The sequence below is a fragment of the Arthrobacter sp. W4I7 genome (assembly GCF_030816215.1).
Classification (GTDB): domain Bacteria; phylum Actinomycetota; class Actinomycetes; order Actinomycetales; family Micrococcaceae; genus Arthrobacter; species Arthrobacter siccitolerans_A.
Window position 1 is genome coordinate 2,660,813 of the sequence record NZ_JAUSXU010000001.1, and the last position, 16,556, is coordinate 2,677,368.

Consider the following 16,556-nt stretch of genomic DNA (forward strand, 5'->3'; position numbering starts at 1 on the left):
CCGGAACGCACTGCATACGCGGACGTAGCTCAGCTGGTAGAGCACCACCTTGCCAAGGTGGATGTCGCGAGTTCGAATCTCGTCGTCCGCTCTCTTACTTCTTACCACCCCATAAGCCGGTCTTCCGGTCCCGGGCGATTGGCGCAGCGGTAGCGCGCTTCCCTGACACGGAAGAGGTCACTGGTTCGATCCCAGTATCGCCCACATTCAGCAGCTCCCCGGAGCTGCTTTTTTCTTGCCCTGCCACCGTTGCCCTGTCACTTACGGTCCCCAACACGGTGTTTTGACGACTAAACCTGATAGGGCAACCAGTGGAGGGGAACGCTGCATCCGCTCCGGGCGAACGCCCAAAGCCCCTGATTTCCTTGGCACGCCTTCCCGGCAGGGCTAGGATCGAATGCGGAGGAGCGACCTGGCTCCGCGATTGAAGGGAGGTGCTCGTGGGACTGATTGACGATCTAAAGGGCAAAGCTCAAGGTCTCATCCATGGCAACGAGCAGGCCATCAAGAACGGCATCACCAAGGCCGGCGATCTCGTCGACACCAAGACCGGAGGCAAGTACTCCGGCCACGTCAACAAGATCCAGGATGGCGCTTCCAAGCTCATTGACAAGAACGGAACCCCGGGCGCGGCACCTGCCGCTGAGCAGGTTCCGCCGGTCAACCCGGTTCCGCCGGTTGACAAGGCTCCGTAAAAAGGATTTGGCCAGGGCTTTGCCCTAGTACGTCAAGGGGGTGCGGGTCCCGCCGGGAGGCGGCACCCGCACCTTTGGCGTTTAAGGGCGCCGCTCCGGGAATCGCCCTGCCGCTGTTGTTGAACGTCCGACGGCGGGTGGCCGGCTGGGGCGGCCTACTGGCTGTGCGGGCTACGAAGGTTCGTGGTTCTGGCCTTCGCGGGCCAGGGCAGTAAGGCGCGAGACTGCACGGAAGTACTTCTTCATGTAGCCGCCGGTCATCATTTCTTCGGTGAACAGCTGATCGAACGGAACACCGCTGGCGAGGATCGGCACATCCTTGTCGTAGAGCCGGTCAGCAAGCACCACGAACCGCAGTGCCACGGCCTGCTCCGTGATGGTGCCAACATTGCGCCACACCACCCCGTCGATGCCGTCGATCAGCTGCCGGTAGCGGCTGGGGTGCACACCGGCCAGGTGGGAGATCAGGGTGCTGAACTCGTCCTGGGCAACAGTCTTGCCGTCAAACTCCGCTTTCATGTGCGCGGACAGTTCGCTGTTCTTGAGGGGCGCGGGGGCCGCCGGGAGTCCGCGGTGCCGGAAGTCCTCACCGTCGATCCGGACCACGTCGAACTGGTCCGCGAGGACCTGGATTTCACGCTGGAAGTCCACCGCAGCGAACCTGCCGTCACCAAGTGAGCCCGGCAGCGTGTTGGACGTGGCGGCCAGCTTCACTCCTGCGTCCGCGAGTTCGCGCATCAGCCGCGACATCAGCACGGTGTCGCCCGGATCGTCGAGCTCAAATTCGTCAATGCAGACAAGTTTGTACCCGCTCAGCGCATCCACCGTTTTGCGGAAGGAGAGGGCGCCCACCAGGTTGGTGTACTCCACGAAGGTGCCAAAGGCCTTCGGCCCTGGCGCTGCGTGCCAGAGCGAGGCGAGGAGGTGGGTCTTGCCCACGCCGAAGCCGCCGTCCAGATAGATGCCGGCCCGGGAAGTCTCCTTTTTTCCGAACAGCTTCTTGAACAGGCCCCCGCCGTCACCGGACCCCACGCCCTCGGCAAATCCCTGCAGGGCACGGACAGCTTGCGCCTGGCTGGGCTGCTTGGGATCGGGGCGGTAGCTTGCAAAGGAGACCTGGCCGAACCGGGACGAGGGAAAGAAGCCTTTGAGGAGTTCGTCCACCGATACTGCCGGAGTGCGGGCGGCAAGCTGTTCAATCTGTACCAAGGTGGTCCGTTCTGCTGGTTGTTGGTCCCCAGAAAGGATACCGGCAATGCACTGCCGCTCCCGATGACCCCGGCCACACTGGCCGCAGGCGTGATGAAGGCAACATTTCCTCCTGTTAACGGAAACCGCACATCACCGGTGACGGTGGCTAGTGTGGGAGCAGGTCCCCATCCGGTCCCGCGGATCACCCGTGTTCTCGATGAAAGGCAAAGCTATGTCCTACCCCGTTGAACAGAACGAAAAGTTTGCAGCTTACGCCCACCCGGAGCGCCTCGTCTCCACTGAATGGCTTGCAGCCGCCGTGGAAAACGGTGCCGTCGCCAGCGGCCAGCTGGTAGTGGTGGAGTCCGACGAAGACGTGCTCCTCTACGAAACGGGGCACATCCCCGGCGCCGTCAAGATCGACTGGCACACCGACCTGAACGACGAAGTGACCCGCGACTACGTGGACGGGGCCGCGTTCGCGGAACTGGCGGCGTCGAAGGGTATTTCCCGCGACAGCACCGTAGTGATCTACGGTGACAAGTCCAACTGGTGGGCTGCTTACGCGCTGTGGGTCTTCACCCTCTTCGGGCACCAGGACGTGCGGCTGCTCGACGGCGGCCGTGACAAGTGGATTGCCGAGGGCAGGGAACTGACGACGGAAAAGCCGGCACCGGCCAGGGGCGAGTACCCGGTGGTTGAGCGCGAGGATGCTCCCATCCGGGCATTCAAGGACGACGTCCTGGCCCACCTGGGCAAGCCCCTTATCGACGTCCGCTCACCCGAGGAGTACACCGGCCAGCGCACCCACATGCCGGCCTACCCCGAGGAAGGTGCGCTCCGCGGCGGCCATATTCCCACCGCCGCCTCCATTCCGTGGGCCCGGGCTGCCGCGCCCGACGGAACTTTCCGCAGCCGCGAGGAACTCGACGCGCTGTACCTGGGCGAGGCCGGCCTGACTGAGGGTGACGACGTTGTGGCCTACTGCCGCATCGGTGAGCGCTCCAGCCACACCTGGTTCGCGCTTAAGTACCTCCTGGGCTTCGAGTCCGTCCGCAACTACGACGGTTCCTGGACCGAGTGGGGCAACGCCGTCCGCGTGCCGATCGTCAAAGGCGCCGAGCGCGGGTCCTTTCCCGTCGCCGTCGGAGCCTGACGCGGCCTCACCCGAAGTTCGGCGCGTAAACTTGGAATGATGACTACTCAAGCACTGCCCTCCGCCCTTGCGGCCATTGTGGACGACTTCCAGGCCCTGACCGAGCCCGAACGGCTGCAACTGCTGCTCGAGTTCTCGCAGGGACTCCCCGAGCTGCCGGACCGGCTCAAGGACCATCCCGAACTGCTCGAACAGGTGGTGGAGTGCCAGTCCCCGCTGTTCCTGACCATCGAGACGGAAAAAGGCGGCGGCGCGGCCGGCGCCGTGCGGCTCTACTTCAAGGCCCCGGCCGAGGCTCCCACCACCCGCGGTTTCGCCGGAGTCCTGCACGAAGGCCTGGACGGACTGTCCGCCGAAGAAATCCTTTCGGTACCCGATGACATGCCGGAACTGCTGGGCCTCACCCGCGCCATCACGCCCCTGCGGATGCGGGGAATGACGGCCATGCTCGGAAGGATCAAGCGCAAGGTTTCAGCATCCAGCGCCGTGCGCTCCTAACCGGCAGCCCGGTATCGATGGGACGCAAGAACACATCACAGGGAACTCCGGCCACCGCCGTACTGGCGGCAGCCGGGGTTCCCTTTGTACTGCACCCGTACGATCACGATCCCGCCACCGCAAGTTACGGCGCGGAAGCTGCCCAGGTCCTGGGATTCGCACCGTCGAAGGTGTTCAAAACGCTGATGGTGGAGGTCGAAGGCAAGCTGGCGGTGGGCATCGTGCCGGTCAGCGGCACACTGGACCTCAAAGCGGTCGCAGCCGCCCTGGGAGCCAAGAAGGCGGCGATGGCGGACCCCGCCGCAGCCCAGCGGCGCACCGGCTATGTGCTCGGCGGCATCTCCCCGCTGGGCCAGCGGCTCCCCTCCCCCACGGTTTTGGACCACAGCGCCCTGGCCTTGGAGACCCTGCTGGTGTCGGGCGGCAAACGCGGCTTGGACATCGAACTGGCTCCTGCCGACCTGATCCGCCTCACGGACGCCGTGACAGCACCCATCAGCTCGGTGCAGGCCACGAAGAACTAGAAAAAGGGGAGGCTGATCTTCGTGCCGCAGGCCTATAATCACTGCACCGCTCAATTTGCTGCAGGAGCAGCGACGGTAGGAAAGGTCACGGTCACCGTGGTCAAGAATCCCTTCAAACACCCGCACGAAGCCGGCGAAGGCACGAAAAATAGTGTTCACCATTCTTCCTGGCTCCAACGCGAAGATGCCGGCATAAGCCACGGCAGGAGCAGCCTCTTCTTCATCGCCCACGAAAACCCGCCGCCCCCGTCAGCGACGTGCCTTCAAGGACACGAGATCCTGCCAGGAGAAAACACCTGCAGCCAGGGTCACCCGATCGGCTGACACTCATCGACTATCAATCGGCCCGTTAGCCGGCGAGGCCGCTTCCACAGGGGCGACATCATGCTCAAAACCCTGCTGTGCAAGATCAACGTGGGACACCATTGGGTGGCTGCAGCGGACCCTGACGGCAACTTCAACCGGCATTGCGTGAATTGCGGAAAAGTCGACGCACACGTCGCCCGCTGGCCGGATCGGCTGTCAGCCAGAGATCATCCCCCGCATGATGCCCTGCCGGACATACCGACCAGCGACTACTGAGCGCGGTCCCCGCCAAGGGCAGGACCCTGGCCCTGCCGGGCTCCACCCGGGTTCAGGCGTGGCGCCAGCTGTTTCCGCAGCCACGCCTTGACCACACGCTCCCACCGCTCGGGATCAACGTTCCACTCTTTCGTGTGGCGTGCATGGTGAAAGGCTTCGAAGGTGACCATTTCCCGGTTGCGTTCAGCCAATTGCACGGACGGGCCGTACGGAACATACTCGTCGTCCACGCTGTGGATGACCAGGGTGGGAGTCCGGAGTTCGACTGCCCGCGACACCCAGTCCATCGCCTTGAGGTCCACCGGTGCGGACAGTCCCGTGAGCCGCCGCCCCAGCGGATGCCCCAGCATCAGTTGGCCGTAACGGCCCACCAGGGAGGGAATCCTGTTCAGCTGCGCGTGATGGGCCAATACTGTCACCCAGTCAATGACCGGGGCGTCCAGCACCATGGCCCGGATCAGGTGCCTGTAGCGGGACAAATCGGCAGTCTGCAGGCAGATGGCGCCGCCCATGGACCAGCCGAACAGCACAATCTCCTCGGCCCCGTTTGCCAGGGCGTACTCGATGGCGGCTTCTATATCGCGCCACTCGGTGGAACCCAGGCCGTAGCGCCCGTCGTCGGCAGATGGCGCCAGACCGTCATTGCGGTAGGACACCACCAGGCTTGTCAGTCCCAGCTCGAGGGCGGGCCCGACGGCGCGCAGGGCTTCCTGCCGGCTTGCACCGCGCCCGTGCACCATCACCGCCCAAGTCCGCGCCGTCCCGCCCGCACGGACCAGCCAGGCGGGGGCCTGCCCGCGGTCTACTTCGATCATCACATCTTCGGCAGGGATTCCGACGGCGGCCGGGTCCGGGTAGACAGCACCGCTCCACCATCCCCAGCGGGCCGTGCTGAGATCCCCGGCGTAAACCGCCTCCACCTCGCGGGACACCGTCCGCTCAGCCGGAGAGTACGAGACGATGCGGCCAATGCGGGCGTGCCCCTTGCCGCCGTCGAAAAAGAACCCATACACCCCGTCCACGGTGGTGTCTTCGTTGGCGGCCATGATCACGTGCTGCTGCTGCCCGTCCCTGACCACTGCCAGTACTTCCTGGTTTGCCGCCCTCTGGCGCGCGGGGGTGATGACGCGGCGGGCAAAGTACACAGCCAGGGCTGACGATCCCGTGGCCAGCAGTCCCGCCAGTGCGCCTCCGCCGATTGCCCCACCAATGGCCCATTTCGTCCGCAGCGACAGGCCTGCGCCGGAATCCTTGATACTCAGGACGGGTGCCGGACTGCTGCGCTGGAAAAGTGCCATGGAACCATTCTTACCGCCCCGGCGCCGGCAGTCCGCATTTCCGCGGGAGGGCGCCAAAACCGGCGCATCCCTGAACCGGTGCCGCCGCATCATGCACGGGCTAGGCTAAGGCCATGAGTGATCCCATCGTCATCCTGACCGAAGAACCCCTGGGGGCGGACGACCGCCTGAACATCGAGCGCCTCGTGGACGGAGCAGATACCCCACTCCTGGTCCTGGTTCCGGCGAACACCGAACGGCATCTGCTGGTGGACTTCCTCGAGAACCTTTCCATGCTGGACATAGCCAAGGCGTTCCGTGAACTGACGTCCCACGCGCCGGATCCTGCCACCGAGCGCGTCCAGGCGGCGGAGACCCTTGCGGTGTCGCTGGCGGCGCTGGCGGGGCTGGGTGCAGGCGTCACGGGAGAAGTAGTCGACGGCGGTGCGGTGCAGGCCCTGGTAGCCAAGGTCAAGGAATCCGGTGCTGCGCAGGCCGTGGTGGTCACCCGCCCGCATGCAGTGGCGGATACGTTCCACACCGACTGGGCCAACAAAGCCCAGGACCAACTGGGCCTGCCCGTCCTGCATCTGTACGCAGGTTCGGGATTTATCGGCGACTCCTGAGCGTTGAGAAGGCTATGAGCATTTTCGGAAACAACATCCTGGGCAAGAACATCCTCGGAAACAAGGACGCAGCTCCCGAGTCCCCGGCCGCCGGTCCCGGCGTTCACAAAACCGACGCCGAGTGGCGGCAGGAGCTCACCCCGGAGGAATACCACGTACTCCGCCAATCCGGAACCGAGCGTCCCTTCACCGGCGAATACTGGGATACGCATACTGCCGGCGTCTACCAGTGCCGGGCCTGCGGCGCAGAACTGTTCACCAGCAACGAGAAGTTCGATTCCCATTGCGGCTGGCCCTCCTTCTTCGCCCCACTGGCAGAAGGTACCGTCCGCTACATCCACGACCGGACCCTTGGCATGGAACGGGTGGAGGTGCGCTGCGCCACGTGCGACTCGCACCTGGGGCACGTGTTCGACGGCGAGGGGTACCCCACACCCACGGACCAGCGCTACTGCATCAATTCCGTCTCGCTGAAACTCGTTCCGCGCGAAGAACCCGAGGTCAGCGGGCAGGAAGCGCAGGCCTGAGATCACCGAAAGGCTGGACCTTCTTCCTGCCGCAGCACCCGGAAGGAAAAGCTTTTCTTAGGCTAGGCCGCTTTTCAGATTAGTTCTGCTGGTTGCTTGTTACGCTCGCCGTAGATAGCAAGCAACCAGAAAGGCGCCGACGATGACCGAAACACTGATCACCGCTTCCACCCGGATTTCCGCAGAAAACCAGGACTGGGCCAAGCTCAAGGAGGCAGCCACTGCCATCCAGGCGCTTCAGGTGAAGGACGGCTCCATTCCCGACCCGGCAAACCATGGTGAGGCATCCCGGTACGTCCGAGGCATCGTTGATGCGGTGCGCGGCCTTGCCCCCGCGTTCCCGCACGATGCCGCCTACCTGGATGCCGTCGTCGAAGACTTTTCCGCCTGGGAGGCCACAGGTTTCGCCGTCCCAGACTTCCTGTCTTCGCTGCTCGCCTTCCAGCCCCAGGAACAGCGCCAGGACGGTCTCCAGCACCTGGTGGTCTTCCCCATGTACACGCAGAACGGCAGCAGCAACAGGCTGGTTGAGGCCGTCCTGATTGAAGTGATCTGGCCAGAGTTCATTGCCGGACTGGAGGCCGCTGAGTACTCGAACAAGCTGTTCGTCCCCATCCGTTTCCTGGACTTCACTGCCGGCTACGACACCAACTCCGCAGTACTGTTCCCGGAGACCGTTGCGGTCAGCGAAACCCCGACGTTCACCTGGGGCGCCATTTTCGCTGACCGGGAAGCCGCCCGGTTCCGCCGGGTGCTCAAGGCCGCCGCCGAGACCACCCGCCTGGAACTCCCCGCAGGAGCGGCGGAACTCCTCGCTGACCAGGACCTGACGGAGGCCACCTTCGTGATGTGGGACCTCATCCACGACCGGACCCACATGCGCGGCGACCTTCCGTTCGATCCGTTCATGATCAAGCAGCGGATGCCGTACTTCCTGTACTCACTGGAAGAGCTGCGCTGCGACCTGACCGCCTTCCGCGAATCGGTCCGGATCGAAAAGGATGACGACGCCGACCTGGAGGCGCGCCGCCACGCCAAGCTCGTGCAGTACGCCATCATCTTCGACCGGATTTTCCGCTTTGCGATCACCGGCAGCCGCGTCCGCAACTACGACGGACTCGGCGGCCAGCTCCTGTTCGCCTGGCTGCACCAGCAGCACGTCCTGCACTGGACCGACACACGGCTCACCATCGACTGGGACGAGGTGGCGGATGCCGTCATCGCCCTGGGAGCCACCATCGATGAACTGTACTGGCGTTCCATCGACCGGCCGAAGACCGCGCACTGGCTCGCCGCGTACCAGCTCATCTCCGCTACCGTTACTCCTAACCCGGCATCCCTCTGGGCCAAGGGTCCCGAAGCGCTGGCACTGGCTGGTCCGCCGCGCGGCCTGACGGACCAGGTGCTGGAGGACGAGTTTCCGCTGTCCATGTTCTATGAAGCATTAGAGAAGAAGATGCGCCACGTCATCGAATCCACCGCCGGAATCACCGGAGCCTCCGCACTGTGACGGAGGAACCGGCAACAACAGAATCAGGGTCAGCGGCACCGCAAGCCGGGGTCCCGCGGCTGAACATCCTGGTAACCGGCGGCAGTGGACCGTCCGGCATCGCCGTCGCTCGGGCGCTCCACAACGCCGGCCACGGGGTCTTCACCGTCGGTTCGGACCAGGCAAGGATCGACGCCGCAGTGCAGCAGGCGGGCGACGGCGTCACGGGCCTCGTGTGCGACCTCGCCGCTTTGGCGGATGTGCGGCAGCTGCGGACGTCGGTGCTCGCGGCCGGTGGGCACGTAGACGGCCTGATCCACCTGGTGGGCGGCTGGCGCGGAGCCAAAGGCATCGCCGACCAGACGGACGAGGACTGGGACTTCCTGGAACGGGGCGCCATCACCACGCTCCGGAACGTCTCCCGCGTGTTCTATGGGGATATTGCCGCCTCGCACCATGGCCGCTTTGCGATGGTGTCCTCCACAGCCGTGGACAAGCCGGCGGCAGCAACCGCCAGCTACGTCGCTGCCAAAGCCGCGGCCGAAGCCTGGACAATGGCCATGGCGGACGGCTTCCGCCGGGCAGCCGCCAACGGCGCCACCGACAACAAAGACCCTGGCTCAGGCAACAACCCAGGCGGGCCGGCCGCCGTCGTCCTGGTGGTCAAGGCCCTGGTGGACGACGCGATGCGCCGCAACCATCCGGAACGCAGTTTCCCCGGCGCCACCGACGTGGCGGACCTTGCCCGCGCCGTCGTCGGTCTCTTTGAAAGCCCGGCCGACAAGCTGAACGGCAGCCGGATCGTGCTGGCGAACCAGGTGGCCTCATGACTGTACTTAGACTGAAAGCGTGACCAAAGCCATGACAACAACAGCTGAAACTGCCACCGGAATCCGGCTGCACGATCCCACCATTCGCGGGTTCGCCTCGGACAACTACTCTGGTGTCCATCCCGAAATCCTGGCGGCACTGGCCGCCGCCAACGAGGGCCACCAGGTGTCCTACGGCGAGGACGAGTACACCGCGAGGCTGCAGGACGTGCTGGAGGACCATTTCGGCCCCGGCATCGAGAGCTTCCCGGTCTTCAACGGCACGGGCGCCAATGTCCTGTCCCTGCAGTCGCTGCTCCCCCGCTGGGGCGCCGTGGTGTGCGCGTCCACCGCCCATATCAACATGGACGAAAACGGCGCGCCGGAACGTATCGGGGGAATCAAGCTCCTGCACGTCCCCGCACCGGATGGCAAGCTGACGCCGGAACTGATCGACCGCGAGGCCTGGGGCTGGGGCGACGAACACCGGGCCCAGCCGCTCGCCGTCTCCATCACCCAGACCACCGAACTGGGCACCTGCTACACCCCGGAGGAGGTCCGGGCCATCGCCGACCACGCCCATTCCAAGGGGATGAAGCTCCACATGGACGGTGCCCGGCTGGCGAACGCGGCAGCGCACCTTCAGGTCCCGCTGCGCGCATTCACCCGGGACGCCGGCGTGGACATCCTTTCCTTCGGCGGCACCAAAAACGGGCTCCTGTTCGGTGAGGTGGTGGTGGCACTGAACCCCGAGGCGGCGCACGGGCTGGTGTACCTGCGCAAGATGAACATGCAACTGGCCTCCAAGATGCGCTTTATGTCAGCGCAGTTCATCGCCCTCCTGGAAGGTGACCTCTGGCTGCGGTCCGCCTCGCACGCCAACGCGATGGCAGCCAGGCTGCGCGCCGCCGTCGACACCATCGACGGTGTGGAGCCGACGCAGAAAACCGAGTCCAACGGCGTCTTTGCCATCCTTCCTGAAGGTGTAGCGGACCGGCTGCGGACGTCCTTCCGTTTCTACGACTGGAACGAGGCAGCCAGGGAAGTGCGCTGGATGTGTTCGTTTGATACCACCGAGGAGGATATTGATGCCTTTGCTGCAGCAATCCGGCACGAACTTGGCGCTGACGGGAGCGGGCAGGCCGGCCAGTGACGGCAGGACGACGGCGAGCCTTCCCGCCGTCACCGGCCCGGTTGCGTAACCTGCGAAGGTGAACGCACTTGACCAGGTTCCCCCGGAATTTCTCCACGCCTTGGGAACCCTCAGGAAAGCCCGGTGCCGCGGGGAACTCCACCTTGCGGAGATCCCGGCGCCCGCACGCCTGGCGCCTTTCGCCGTAGCGCTGGGCGCGGAGGTCCTGGCACCGGGGCCGGGAACCGCCTCCACTCCCGTGCATGGCCCTGCCGCGATGGCCTTGGCAGCTGCCTCAGGAACCGCGGACGACGACGGGACAGAGTTGGCAACGGGGCGTTTCATCCTGCTCCATGACCCCGAGGGCTCGGCCGTGTGGGACGGCGAGTTCCGCATCGTCACCTATATCCGGGCACAGCTCGAACCGGAGATGGGCAACGACGAGATGCTGGGAAAAGTGGCGTGGACCTGGCTTGTCGAGGCGCTTGAGAACCACAAAGCGCCGTACCGCGCCGCCGGCGGCACGGCAACCCGGGTTCTTTCCGAAAGCTTTGGAACCCTGGCGGACAGGCCCGGGTCCATTGACATCGAACTCCGCGCCTCCTGGACCCCCGCCACCTCCGATGTCACCGCCCACCTCGAAGCCTGGTCCGACATGGTGTGCACGTTCGCCGGCCTGCCGCCCCTTCCGGACGGCGTCACCCCGCTCCCGCAGCGGCGCCGGAACTAATGGCGCGGCGCGTGGCGAAGGGCAGGCAAAGCCCGTGGGGGCTTTCGGCGGCAGTCCGGATCCGGCCGGCCGGTAAACTAAGGGCATCATGACCCCTAACATTCCGGAAAACACCACGGCCGGCGTCCCGGCTGCTGAGACCGCACCCCACATCACGGTGGAGGGCTTTGACGCCCCCATCCCCGAAATCATTGAGCTCGATTCGCCCCGCGACGGCGTTCCGCTGGTCATCGAAACGCAAGCCGGACTGGAGCGCTGCGCAGCCGCCATCGCCGCCGGTACCGGACCGGCCGGAGTGGACGCGGAGCGCGCCTCCGGTTTCCGTTACGGACAGCGCGCCTTCCTGGTCCAGATCCGCCGCGAAGGCGCCGGGACCTGGCTGATCGACCCCGAACCCTTTGACAACCTGGACATCATCAACGACGCCCTGCACGGCGTTGAATGGATCCTGCACGCGGCCAGCCAGGACCTCCCCTGCCTGTCCGAGCTGGGGATGTGGCCGGACAAGCTCTTTGATACCGAACTGGCAGCCCGCCTGGCCGGCCTGCCGCGGGTGGGCCTTGCCGCCGTCATTGAACAGCTGCTGGGCTTCGGGCTCGCCAAGGAGCACTCCGCGGCGGACTGGTCCACCCGGCCCCTGCCCGAGCCGTGGCTGCGGTACGCCGCCTTGGACGTTGAGGTCCTCACCGAGCTGCGGGAGGAACTGATCGAACTCCTCGAGGCAGACGGCAAGCTGGAGTATGCGGAGCAGGAGTTTGCCGCCATCCTGGCCGCAGGACTGCCCCCGGCCCGCATTGACCCGTGGCGGAAAACATCCGGCCTGCACCAGATCCGTGACCGCCGCCAGCTGGCAGCCGTCCGGGAGCTGTGGCTGGAACGCGATTCCCTGGCCCGGAAGCGGGACGTGGCCCCGGGCCGGCTGATCCCCGACTCGGCCCTGGTTGCCGCTGCCAAGGCCATGCCGTCCACCGTGCCCCAGTTGCTGGGCACCAAAGGCTTCCACGGGCGCGCAGCCCAACGCGAAGCTCCCCGCTGGCTGCGGTGCATCGCCACGGCCCGCGACCTGGCTGAACTTCCGCCGCTGCACCTGGCCACCAACGCACCCCCGCCGCCGCGTGTTTGGGCCGACCGGGACCCGGAAGCCGCCGCACGGCTGGCCACCGCCCGTCCCATGCTGCAGGAGAAAGCCGACCAGCTGAACCTGCCGCTGGAAAACCTCCTGGCCCCCGATTACCTGCGCCGCGTCGCCTGGCGGCCTCCGGCAGAGATCACCGAGGCATCCCTCGCTGCCGAACTCCGCGCTCTGGGCGCCCGCGAATGGCAGGTGGACCTCGCAGCGCCCCTCATCACGGACGCGTTCCTCCATCCGCAGCCCTTGCCGGCCAAGGAACCCAAGCCGGACGTAGCCGCAGCGGGGTAACAGGCGCTGATGGGGCCCCGGGCTCCCAAACCGAATCCCCACGCCCTCCCACTTGATGCATGAATTTTGGAAACGCTCTCTCACTTAATGCGTGGATTTGAGCAACGCTCGATCACTTGATGCGTGCATTTGGGCAACGCTCGATCACTTGATGCGTGGATTTGAGCAACGCTCTCCCACTTTCTTGAAGAAAGCGAGCGAGCGTTGGCCAAAAAGGCGCCTTAAGTGAGAGAGCGTCCTTCCACGGGGGCCTTGCCGACTAAGTTACTCACGAGTAACATCGCAGGTATTGCCGTTTGGCTGCTTGCCGTATTGCGGCATGCGCCGGCGCCTACGTCTCGATGAGGAGTTACACGTGAGCCAAGCCCGCTCCAGCGGAGAAAACAGCAGCGCATCCACGCGCAGTGTCCGGGACGTCATTTTTGTCGACGGCCTCCGTACCCCCTTTGGCCGGGCGGGAGAAAAAGGCATCTATGCCGGAACCCGGGCCGACGACCTGATAGTGAAATGCCTCCGCGAACTCCTGCGCCGGAACCCGTCGCTGCCGCCCGAACGCGTTGACGAGGTTGCCATCGCCGCCACTACCCAGACCGGCGACCAGGGCCTCACCCTGGGCCGGACCGCGGCCCTCCTGGCTGGTCTTCCCAGGACCGTTCCCGGCTTTGCGATCGACCGGATGTGCGCCGGCGCCATGACCGCCGTAACAACCACCGCCGGCGGTATCGGTTTTGGCGCTTACGACGTGGTGATCGCCGGCGGTGTGGAACACATGGGCAACCACCCGATGGGCTCGGGCGCCGACCCCAATCCCCGTTTTATGTCCGAACGCATGGTGGACCCGGCAGCGCTGAACATGGGCAACACGGCGGAGAACCTGCACGACCGGTTTCCGTCCATCACCAGGGACCGGACCGACGCGTATGCGGTCGCGTCACAGGCCAAGTTTGACGCCGCCCGCCGCAACGGCCGGATCCAGCCGGACCTCGTTCCCGTGGCAACCCTGAAGCCAGGCCAGGGCTGGACCCTCAACACGGTTGACGAGCCACCACGCCCGGGCACCACGGCCGCAGACCTGGCGGCGCTCCGCACCTCGTTCCGTCCGCACGGGCGCGTTACCGCAGGAAATGCCGCGGGACTCAATGACGGCGCCACCGCCGCCATCCTGGCATCCGCCGATGCCGCCGCCGAACTGGGGCTGCCGGTCCGGATGCGGCTGGTCAGTTACGCCTATGCCGGGGTTGAACCCGAGGTGATGGGCATCGGTCCTGTTCCCGCCACGGAGAAGGCGCTGAAAAACGCCGGCCTCTCCATCGACGACATCGGCCTGTTCGAAATCAACGAAGCCTTTGCCGTCCAGGTACTGAGTTTCCTGGAGCACTTCGGCATTGCCGACGACGATCCCCGCGTCAACCGCTACGGCGGCGCCATCGCGGTGGGCCATCCGCTCGCATCCTCGGGCGTGCGTCTAATGAACCAGCTGGCGCGGCAGTTCGAGGAGGATCACTCCGTGCGGTACGGCATCACCACCATGTGCGTCGGGTTGGGTATGGGTGCCACAGTGATCTGGGAGAACCCCCACCACGCCGGCTACAGCGGCGCCCTGCCGGGATCCGCCGCCGAATCAGTTACCGCCGCTGATTCAGTTACCGCCGCCGAAACCGCTACTGAAGGAGCCGCATGAGCGCCGCAGATTTCACCAGGCTTGCCGATCTCTTCCCCCATGAGACCGTGACGCATTCCTACGTCCAGGACATCGAACTCCCCGCACCGGCCGGCAAGCCCAGCCCCGGCACCTTCGCCCTCATCACTTTGGACAACGGCCTGGACCACACCAAGCCCACCACCCTTGGGCCGAACACGCTGGTGGAGCTGGGAACGGTGCTTGAGGGACTCCGGGAGCGGTCCCGGCGAGGCGAGATAGCGGGCGTGGGCGTGACCGGCAAGCCGTATTTCCTGGTGGCCGGTGCTGACCTCTCCGCCGTCAAGAACCTGGAAGAGCGCGAGCATGGACTGTGGATGGCCCAGCTGGGCCACGATGTGTACGCCACCCTCGCCAACCTCGGCGTGCCAAGCTTCGCGTTCATCAATGGCCTGGCGCTGGGCGGGGGCCTGGAGATCGCATTGCAGTCCACCTATCGCACTGTGTCCACCGGCGCGGGGGCGTTGGCCCTGCCGGAAGCCTTCCTCGGCCTGGTTCCCGGCTGGGGCGGGGTGTACCTCCTGCCCCGGCTCATCGGCCCGGAGAACGCGGTGAAGGTCATGATCGAGAACGCCCTCAGCAACAACCGCACGCTCACCGGCCAGCAGGCGTTCGCGCTCGGCATTGCCGACGCCATGTTCGAACCGGCGGACTTCCTCGAACAATCCCTTGCCTGGGCCGCGAAAGTCATCTCCGGCGAGGTGGCGCCTGAGCGTCCCAACGCCGTCGACCCCGCTGATCCGGAAACGGCCGCGCGCTGGTCGGCAGCGGTGGCAGCCGGACGGGCACTGGTGGAAGCGAAAATGTCCAACGCAGCCCCCGCTCCCGGCAAGGTCCTGGACATCCTGGAAGCCAACCGCACCATGACCCGGGCCGAGTCCGCGGCGCTGGAGTGCGAAACGCTCGCCGAACTGATGCAGACCGACGAATTCCGTGCCACCGTGTACGCCTTCCTGGACCTGGTCCAGAAGCGGTCCAAGCGTCCGGCCGGCGCCCCGGACCGCGCACTGGCCAGCCCGGTCACAAAAGTGGGCGTGGTTGGCGCAGGCCTGATGGCAAGCCAGCTGGCGCTGGTCTTCGCCCGCCAATTGAAGGTGCCCGTGGTGCTGACGGACATCGACCAGGCCCGGGTGGACAAAGGCGTGGGCTACGTCCACGCCGAAGTGGACAAGCTCCTGGCCAAGAAGCGCATCAGCCAGGACGCCGCCAACCGCACCAAGGCCCTGGTGACCGGGTCCGTCTCGAAGGATGTTTTCGCGGACGCAGACTTTGTGATCGAAGCAGGTTTTTGAAGAGCTGAACGTCAAGAAGCAGGTGTTCGCCGAACTGGAGCAGATTGTTACCCCGGAATGCATCCTCGCCACCAACACCTCCTCGCTGTCCGTCACGGCCATGGCTGAGGACCTGCAGCACCCGGAACGGCTGGCGGGCTTCCACTTCTTCAACCCGGTGGCCGTGATGCCGTTGCTGGAGATCGTCCGTGCCCCGCGGACCGATGACGCCGTGCTGGCCACCGCATTTGAACTCGCAAAGGCCTTGAAGAAAACGGGGGTGCTGGTCAAGGACGCCGCAGCCTTTGTGGTCAACCGCATCCTGCTGCGGCTGATGGGCGAGGTGACGGCTGCCTTCGATGAAGGCACTCCCGCCGAAGTGGCCGACAACGCGCTCCGCCCCATGGGCCTGCCCATGACGCCTTTCACCCTCGGCGCGATGGTCGGCCTTCCGGTGGCACAGCACGTGCAGGAATCACTGCATGCCGCGTTTGGTGAGCGCTTCACGGTGTCCGCCAACCTGCAGAAGCTGATCGACAACGGCGTCAAGAGCCTGTGGGCTCCAGGTCCGGACGGCTCACAGGTGATCCCCGAATCCACGCTGTCCCTGATGTCCTTCGGAACCAGCCCCTCGACCGCGGACGAGGTGTTGCGCCGCACCCAGGACGCCCTCGCCGAGGAGATCGGCCTGATGCTGGCGGAAGGTGTGGTTGCGGGGCCGGAAGACATCGACCTCTGCATGATCCTCGGCGCCGGCTGGCCACTCTTCCTGGGCGGCATCACCCCCTACCTGGACCGGGTGGGAGCCTCAGAACGGGTCAACGGCAAGCGGTTCCTGCCGCCCGGCGCGGCTTCCCGTCCGGGCGCAAGCCAACCTGCCAAGGCCTAGGAATCAACTCCTGGGAACCAGCGCCTAACTCCAGCGCCCGG

At 65.5% G+C, this 16,556-nt stretch carries 16 protein-coding genes, 2 tRNA genes and 1 pseudogene; 17 read left to right on the forward strand and 2 right to left on the reverse strand.

The features are described 5' to 3' along the window. Positions 1 to 18: 18 nt before the first annotated feature. From QF047_RS12170 to QF047_RS12180, 3 genes are all read left to right on the forward strand, one after another. Positions 19 to 91, forward strand: a tRNA-Gly gene (locus tag QF047_RS12170). Between the two features lie 41 nt (positions 92 to 132). Next, positions 133 to 204: transfer RNA gene (locus tag QF047_RS12175), tRNA-Val, on the forward strand. A gap of 236 nt (positions 205 to 440) precedes the next feature. Beyond that, a complete protein-coding gene (locus QF047_RS12180) occupies positions 441 to 695 on the forward strand; it encodes an antitoxin (RefSeq protein WP_307277324.1) in 255 nt (84 codons plus the stop codon). Between the two features lie 171 nt (positions 696 to 866). Here the strand turns inward: QF047_RS12180 and zapE are convergent, their stop codons facing one another. Then, a complete protein-coding gene (gene zapE, locus QF047_RS12185; protein ID WP_307277327.1) occupies positions 867 to 1,904 on the reverse strand; it encodes a cell division protein ZapE in 1,038 nt (345 codons plus the stop codon). A 214-nt stretch (positions 1,905 to 2,118) separates the two neighbouring features. On the opposite strand from zapE, the gene QF047_RS12190 reads away from it, so the two are divergent. From QF047_RS12190 to QF047_RS12210, 5 genes are read left to right on the forward strand one after another with little or no spacing between them, the layout of a single operon-like run. Continuing rightward, on the forward strand, positions 2,119 to 3,042 hold the full coding sequence (locus QF047_RS12190; protein ID WP_306633115.1) for a sulfurtransferase: 924 nt from the start codon (positions 2,119 to 2,121) through the stop codon (positions 3,040 to 3,042). Positions 3,043 to 3,081: 39 nt separating this feature from the next. Then, positions 3,082 to 3,540, forward strand: coding sequence for a SufE family protein (locus QF047_RS12195; protein WP_306633113.1), 459 nt, complete (start codon positions 3,082 to 3,084; stop codon positions 3,538 to 3,540). Positions 3,541 to 3,557: 17 nt separating this feature from the next. Continuing rightward, positions 3,558 to 4,064, forward strand: a complete 507-nt coding sequence (ybaK, locus tag QF047_RS12200; RefSeq protein ID WP_307277332.1) for a Cys-tRNA(Pro) deacylase — start codon at positions 3,558 to 3,560, stop codon at positions 4,062 to 4,064. A 21-nt stretch (positions 4,065 to 4,085) separates the two neighbouring features. Next, the gene (locus QF047_RS12205; protein ID WP_307277336.1) at positions 4,086 to 4,388 is read left to right on the forward strand and encodes a hypothetical protein; all 303 of its coding nucleotides are present in this window, start codon (positions 4,086 to 4,088) and stop codon (positions 4,386 to 4,388) included. Positions 4,389 to 4,448: 60 nt separating this feature from the next. Next, positions 4,449 to 4,646, forward strand: coding sequence for a hypothetical protein (locus QF047_RS12210; protein WP_307277340.1), 198 nt, complete (start codon positions 4,449 to 4,451; stop codon positions 4,644 to 4,646). Here QF047_RS12210 and QF047_RS12215 read toward each other — a convergent pair. Further along, positions 4,640 to 5,944, reverse strand: a complete 1,305-nt coding sequence (locus tag QF047_RS12215; protein ID WP_307277342.1) for a S9 family peptidase — start codon at positions 5,942 to 5,944, stop codon at positions 4,640 to 4,642. The genes QF047_RS12210 and QF047_RS12215 overlap by 7 nt on opposite strands. 113 nt (positions 5,945 to 6,057) lie before the next feature. Here QF047_RS12215 and QF047_RS12220 point away from each other — a divergent pair, with 113 nt between their 5' ends. From QF047_RS12220 to QF047_RS12260, 9 genes and pseudogenes are all read left to right on the forward strand, one after another. Next, a complete protein-coding gene (locus tag QF047_RS12220) occupies positions 6,058 to 6,549 on the forward strand; it encodes a hypothetical protein (RefSeq protein ID WP_307277345.1) in 492 nt (163 codons plus the stop codon). A 14-nt stretch (positions 6,550 to 6,563) separates the two neighbouring features. Beyond that, positions 6,564 to 7,076, forward strand: a complete 513-nt coding sequence (gene msrB / locus QF047_RS12225; RefSeq protein WP_307277350.1) for a peptide-methionine (R)-S-oxide reductase MsrB — start codon at positions 6,564 to 6,566, stop codon at positions 7,074 to 7,076. 142 nt (positions 7,077 to 7,218) lie between these two features. Then, a complete protein-coding gene (locus QF047_RS12230; RefSeq protein WP_307277353.1) occupies positions 7,219 to 8,586 on the forward strand; it encodes a DUF6421 family protein in 1,368 nt (455 codons plus the stop codon). A gap of 59 nt (positions 8,587 to 8,645) precedes the next feature. Continuing rightward, positions 8,646 to 9,395, forward strand: coding sequence for an SDR family oxidoreductase (locus tag QF047_RS12235; protein ID WP_307281919.1), 750 nt, complete (start codon positions 8,646 to 8,648; stop codon positions 9,393 to 9,395). A gap of 31 nt (positions 9,396 to 9,426) precedes the next feature. Beyond that, positions 9,427 to 10,527, forward strand: a complete 1,101-nt coding sequence (locus QF047_RS12240) for a low specificity L-threonine aldolase (RefSeq protein ID WP_307281921.1) — start codon at positions 9,427 to 9,429, stop codon at positions 10,525 to 10,527. Positions 10,528 to 10,585: 58 nt separating this feature from the next. After that, the gene (locus tag QF047_RS12245; protein WP_307277357.1) at positions 10,586 to 11,236 is read left to right on the forward strand and encodes a DUF3000 domain-containing protein; all 651 of its coding nucleotides are present in this window, start codon (positions 10,586 to 10,588) and stop codon (positions 11,234 to 11,236) included. Between the two features lie 88 nt (positions 11,237 to 11,324). Then, positions 11,325 to 12,656, forward strand: a complete 1,332-nt coding sequence (locus QF047_RS12250) for an HRDC domain-containing protein (protein WP_307277359.1) — start codon at positions 11,325 to 11,327, stop codon at positions 12,654 to 12,656. A gap of 355 nt (positions 12,657 to 13,011) precedes the next feature. Then, complete coding sequence (locus tag QF047_RS12255; RefSeq protein WP_307277362.1) at positions 13,012 to 14,337, forward strand: acetyl-CoA C-acyltransferase; 1,326 nt, start codon at positions 13,012 to 13,014, stop codon at positions 14,335 to 14,337. After that, positions 14,334 to 16,515 (forward strand): annotated as a pseudogene (locus QF047_RS12260) (3-hydroxyacyl-CoA dehydrogenase NAD-binding domain-containing protein). Before QF047_RS12255 ends, QF047_RS12260 begins: the two are co-directional and overlap by 4 nt. The last annotated feature ends 41 nt before the right edge of the window (positions 16,516 to 16,556 follow it).

Excerpts from the sequence above, each read along its gene's own strand:
- QF047_RS12190 (WP_306633115.1), top strand. The coding sequence starts at position 2,119 with ATGTCCTACCCCGTTGAACAGAACGAAAAGTTTGCAGCTTACGCCCAC.
- QF047_RS12195 (WP_306633113.1), top strand. The coding sequence starts at position 3,082 with ATGACTACTCAAGCACTGCCCTCCGCCCTTGCGGCCATTGTGGACGAC.
- ybaK (WP_307277332.1), top strand. The coding sequence starts at position 3,558 with ATGGGACGCAAGAACACATCACAGGGAACTCCGGCCACCGCCGTACTG.
- QF047_RS12210 (WP_307277340.1), top strand. The coding sequence starts at position 4,449 with ATGCTCAAAACCCTGCTGTGCAAGATCAACGTGGGACACCATTGGGTG.
- QF047_RS12215 (WP_307277342.1), bottom strand. The coding sequence starts at position 5,944 with ATGGCACTTTTCCAGCGCAGCAGTCCGGCACCCGTCCTGAGTATCAAG.
- QF047_RS12220 (WP_307277345.1), top strand. The coding sequence starts at position 6,058 with ATGAGTGATCCCATCGTCATCCTGACCGAAGAACCCCTGGGGGCGGAC.
- msrB (WP_307277350.1), top strand. The coding sequence starts at position 6,564 with ATGAGCATTTTCGGAAACAACATCCTGGGCAAGAACATCCTCGGAAAC.
- QF047_RS12230 (WP_307277353.1), top strand. The coding sequence starts at position 7,219 with ATGACCGAAACACTGATCACCGCTTCCACCCGGATTTCCGCAGAAAAC.
- QF047_RS12240 (WP_307281921.1), top strand. The coding sequence starts at position 9,427 with ATGACAACAACAGCTGAAACTGCCACCGGAATCCGGCTGCACGATCCC.
- QF047_RS12250 (WP_307277359.1), top strand. The coding sequence starts at position 11,325 with ATGACCCCTAACATTCCGGAAAACACCACGGCCGGCGTCCCGGCTGCT.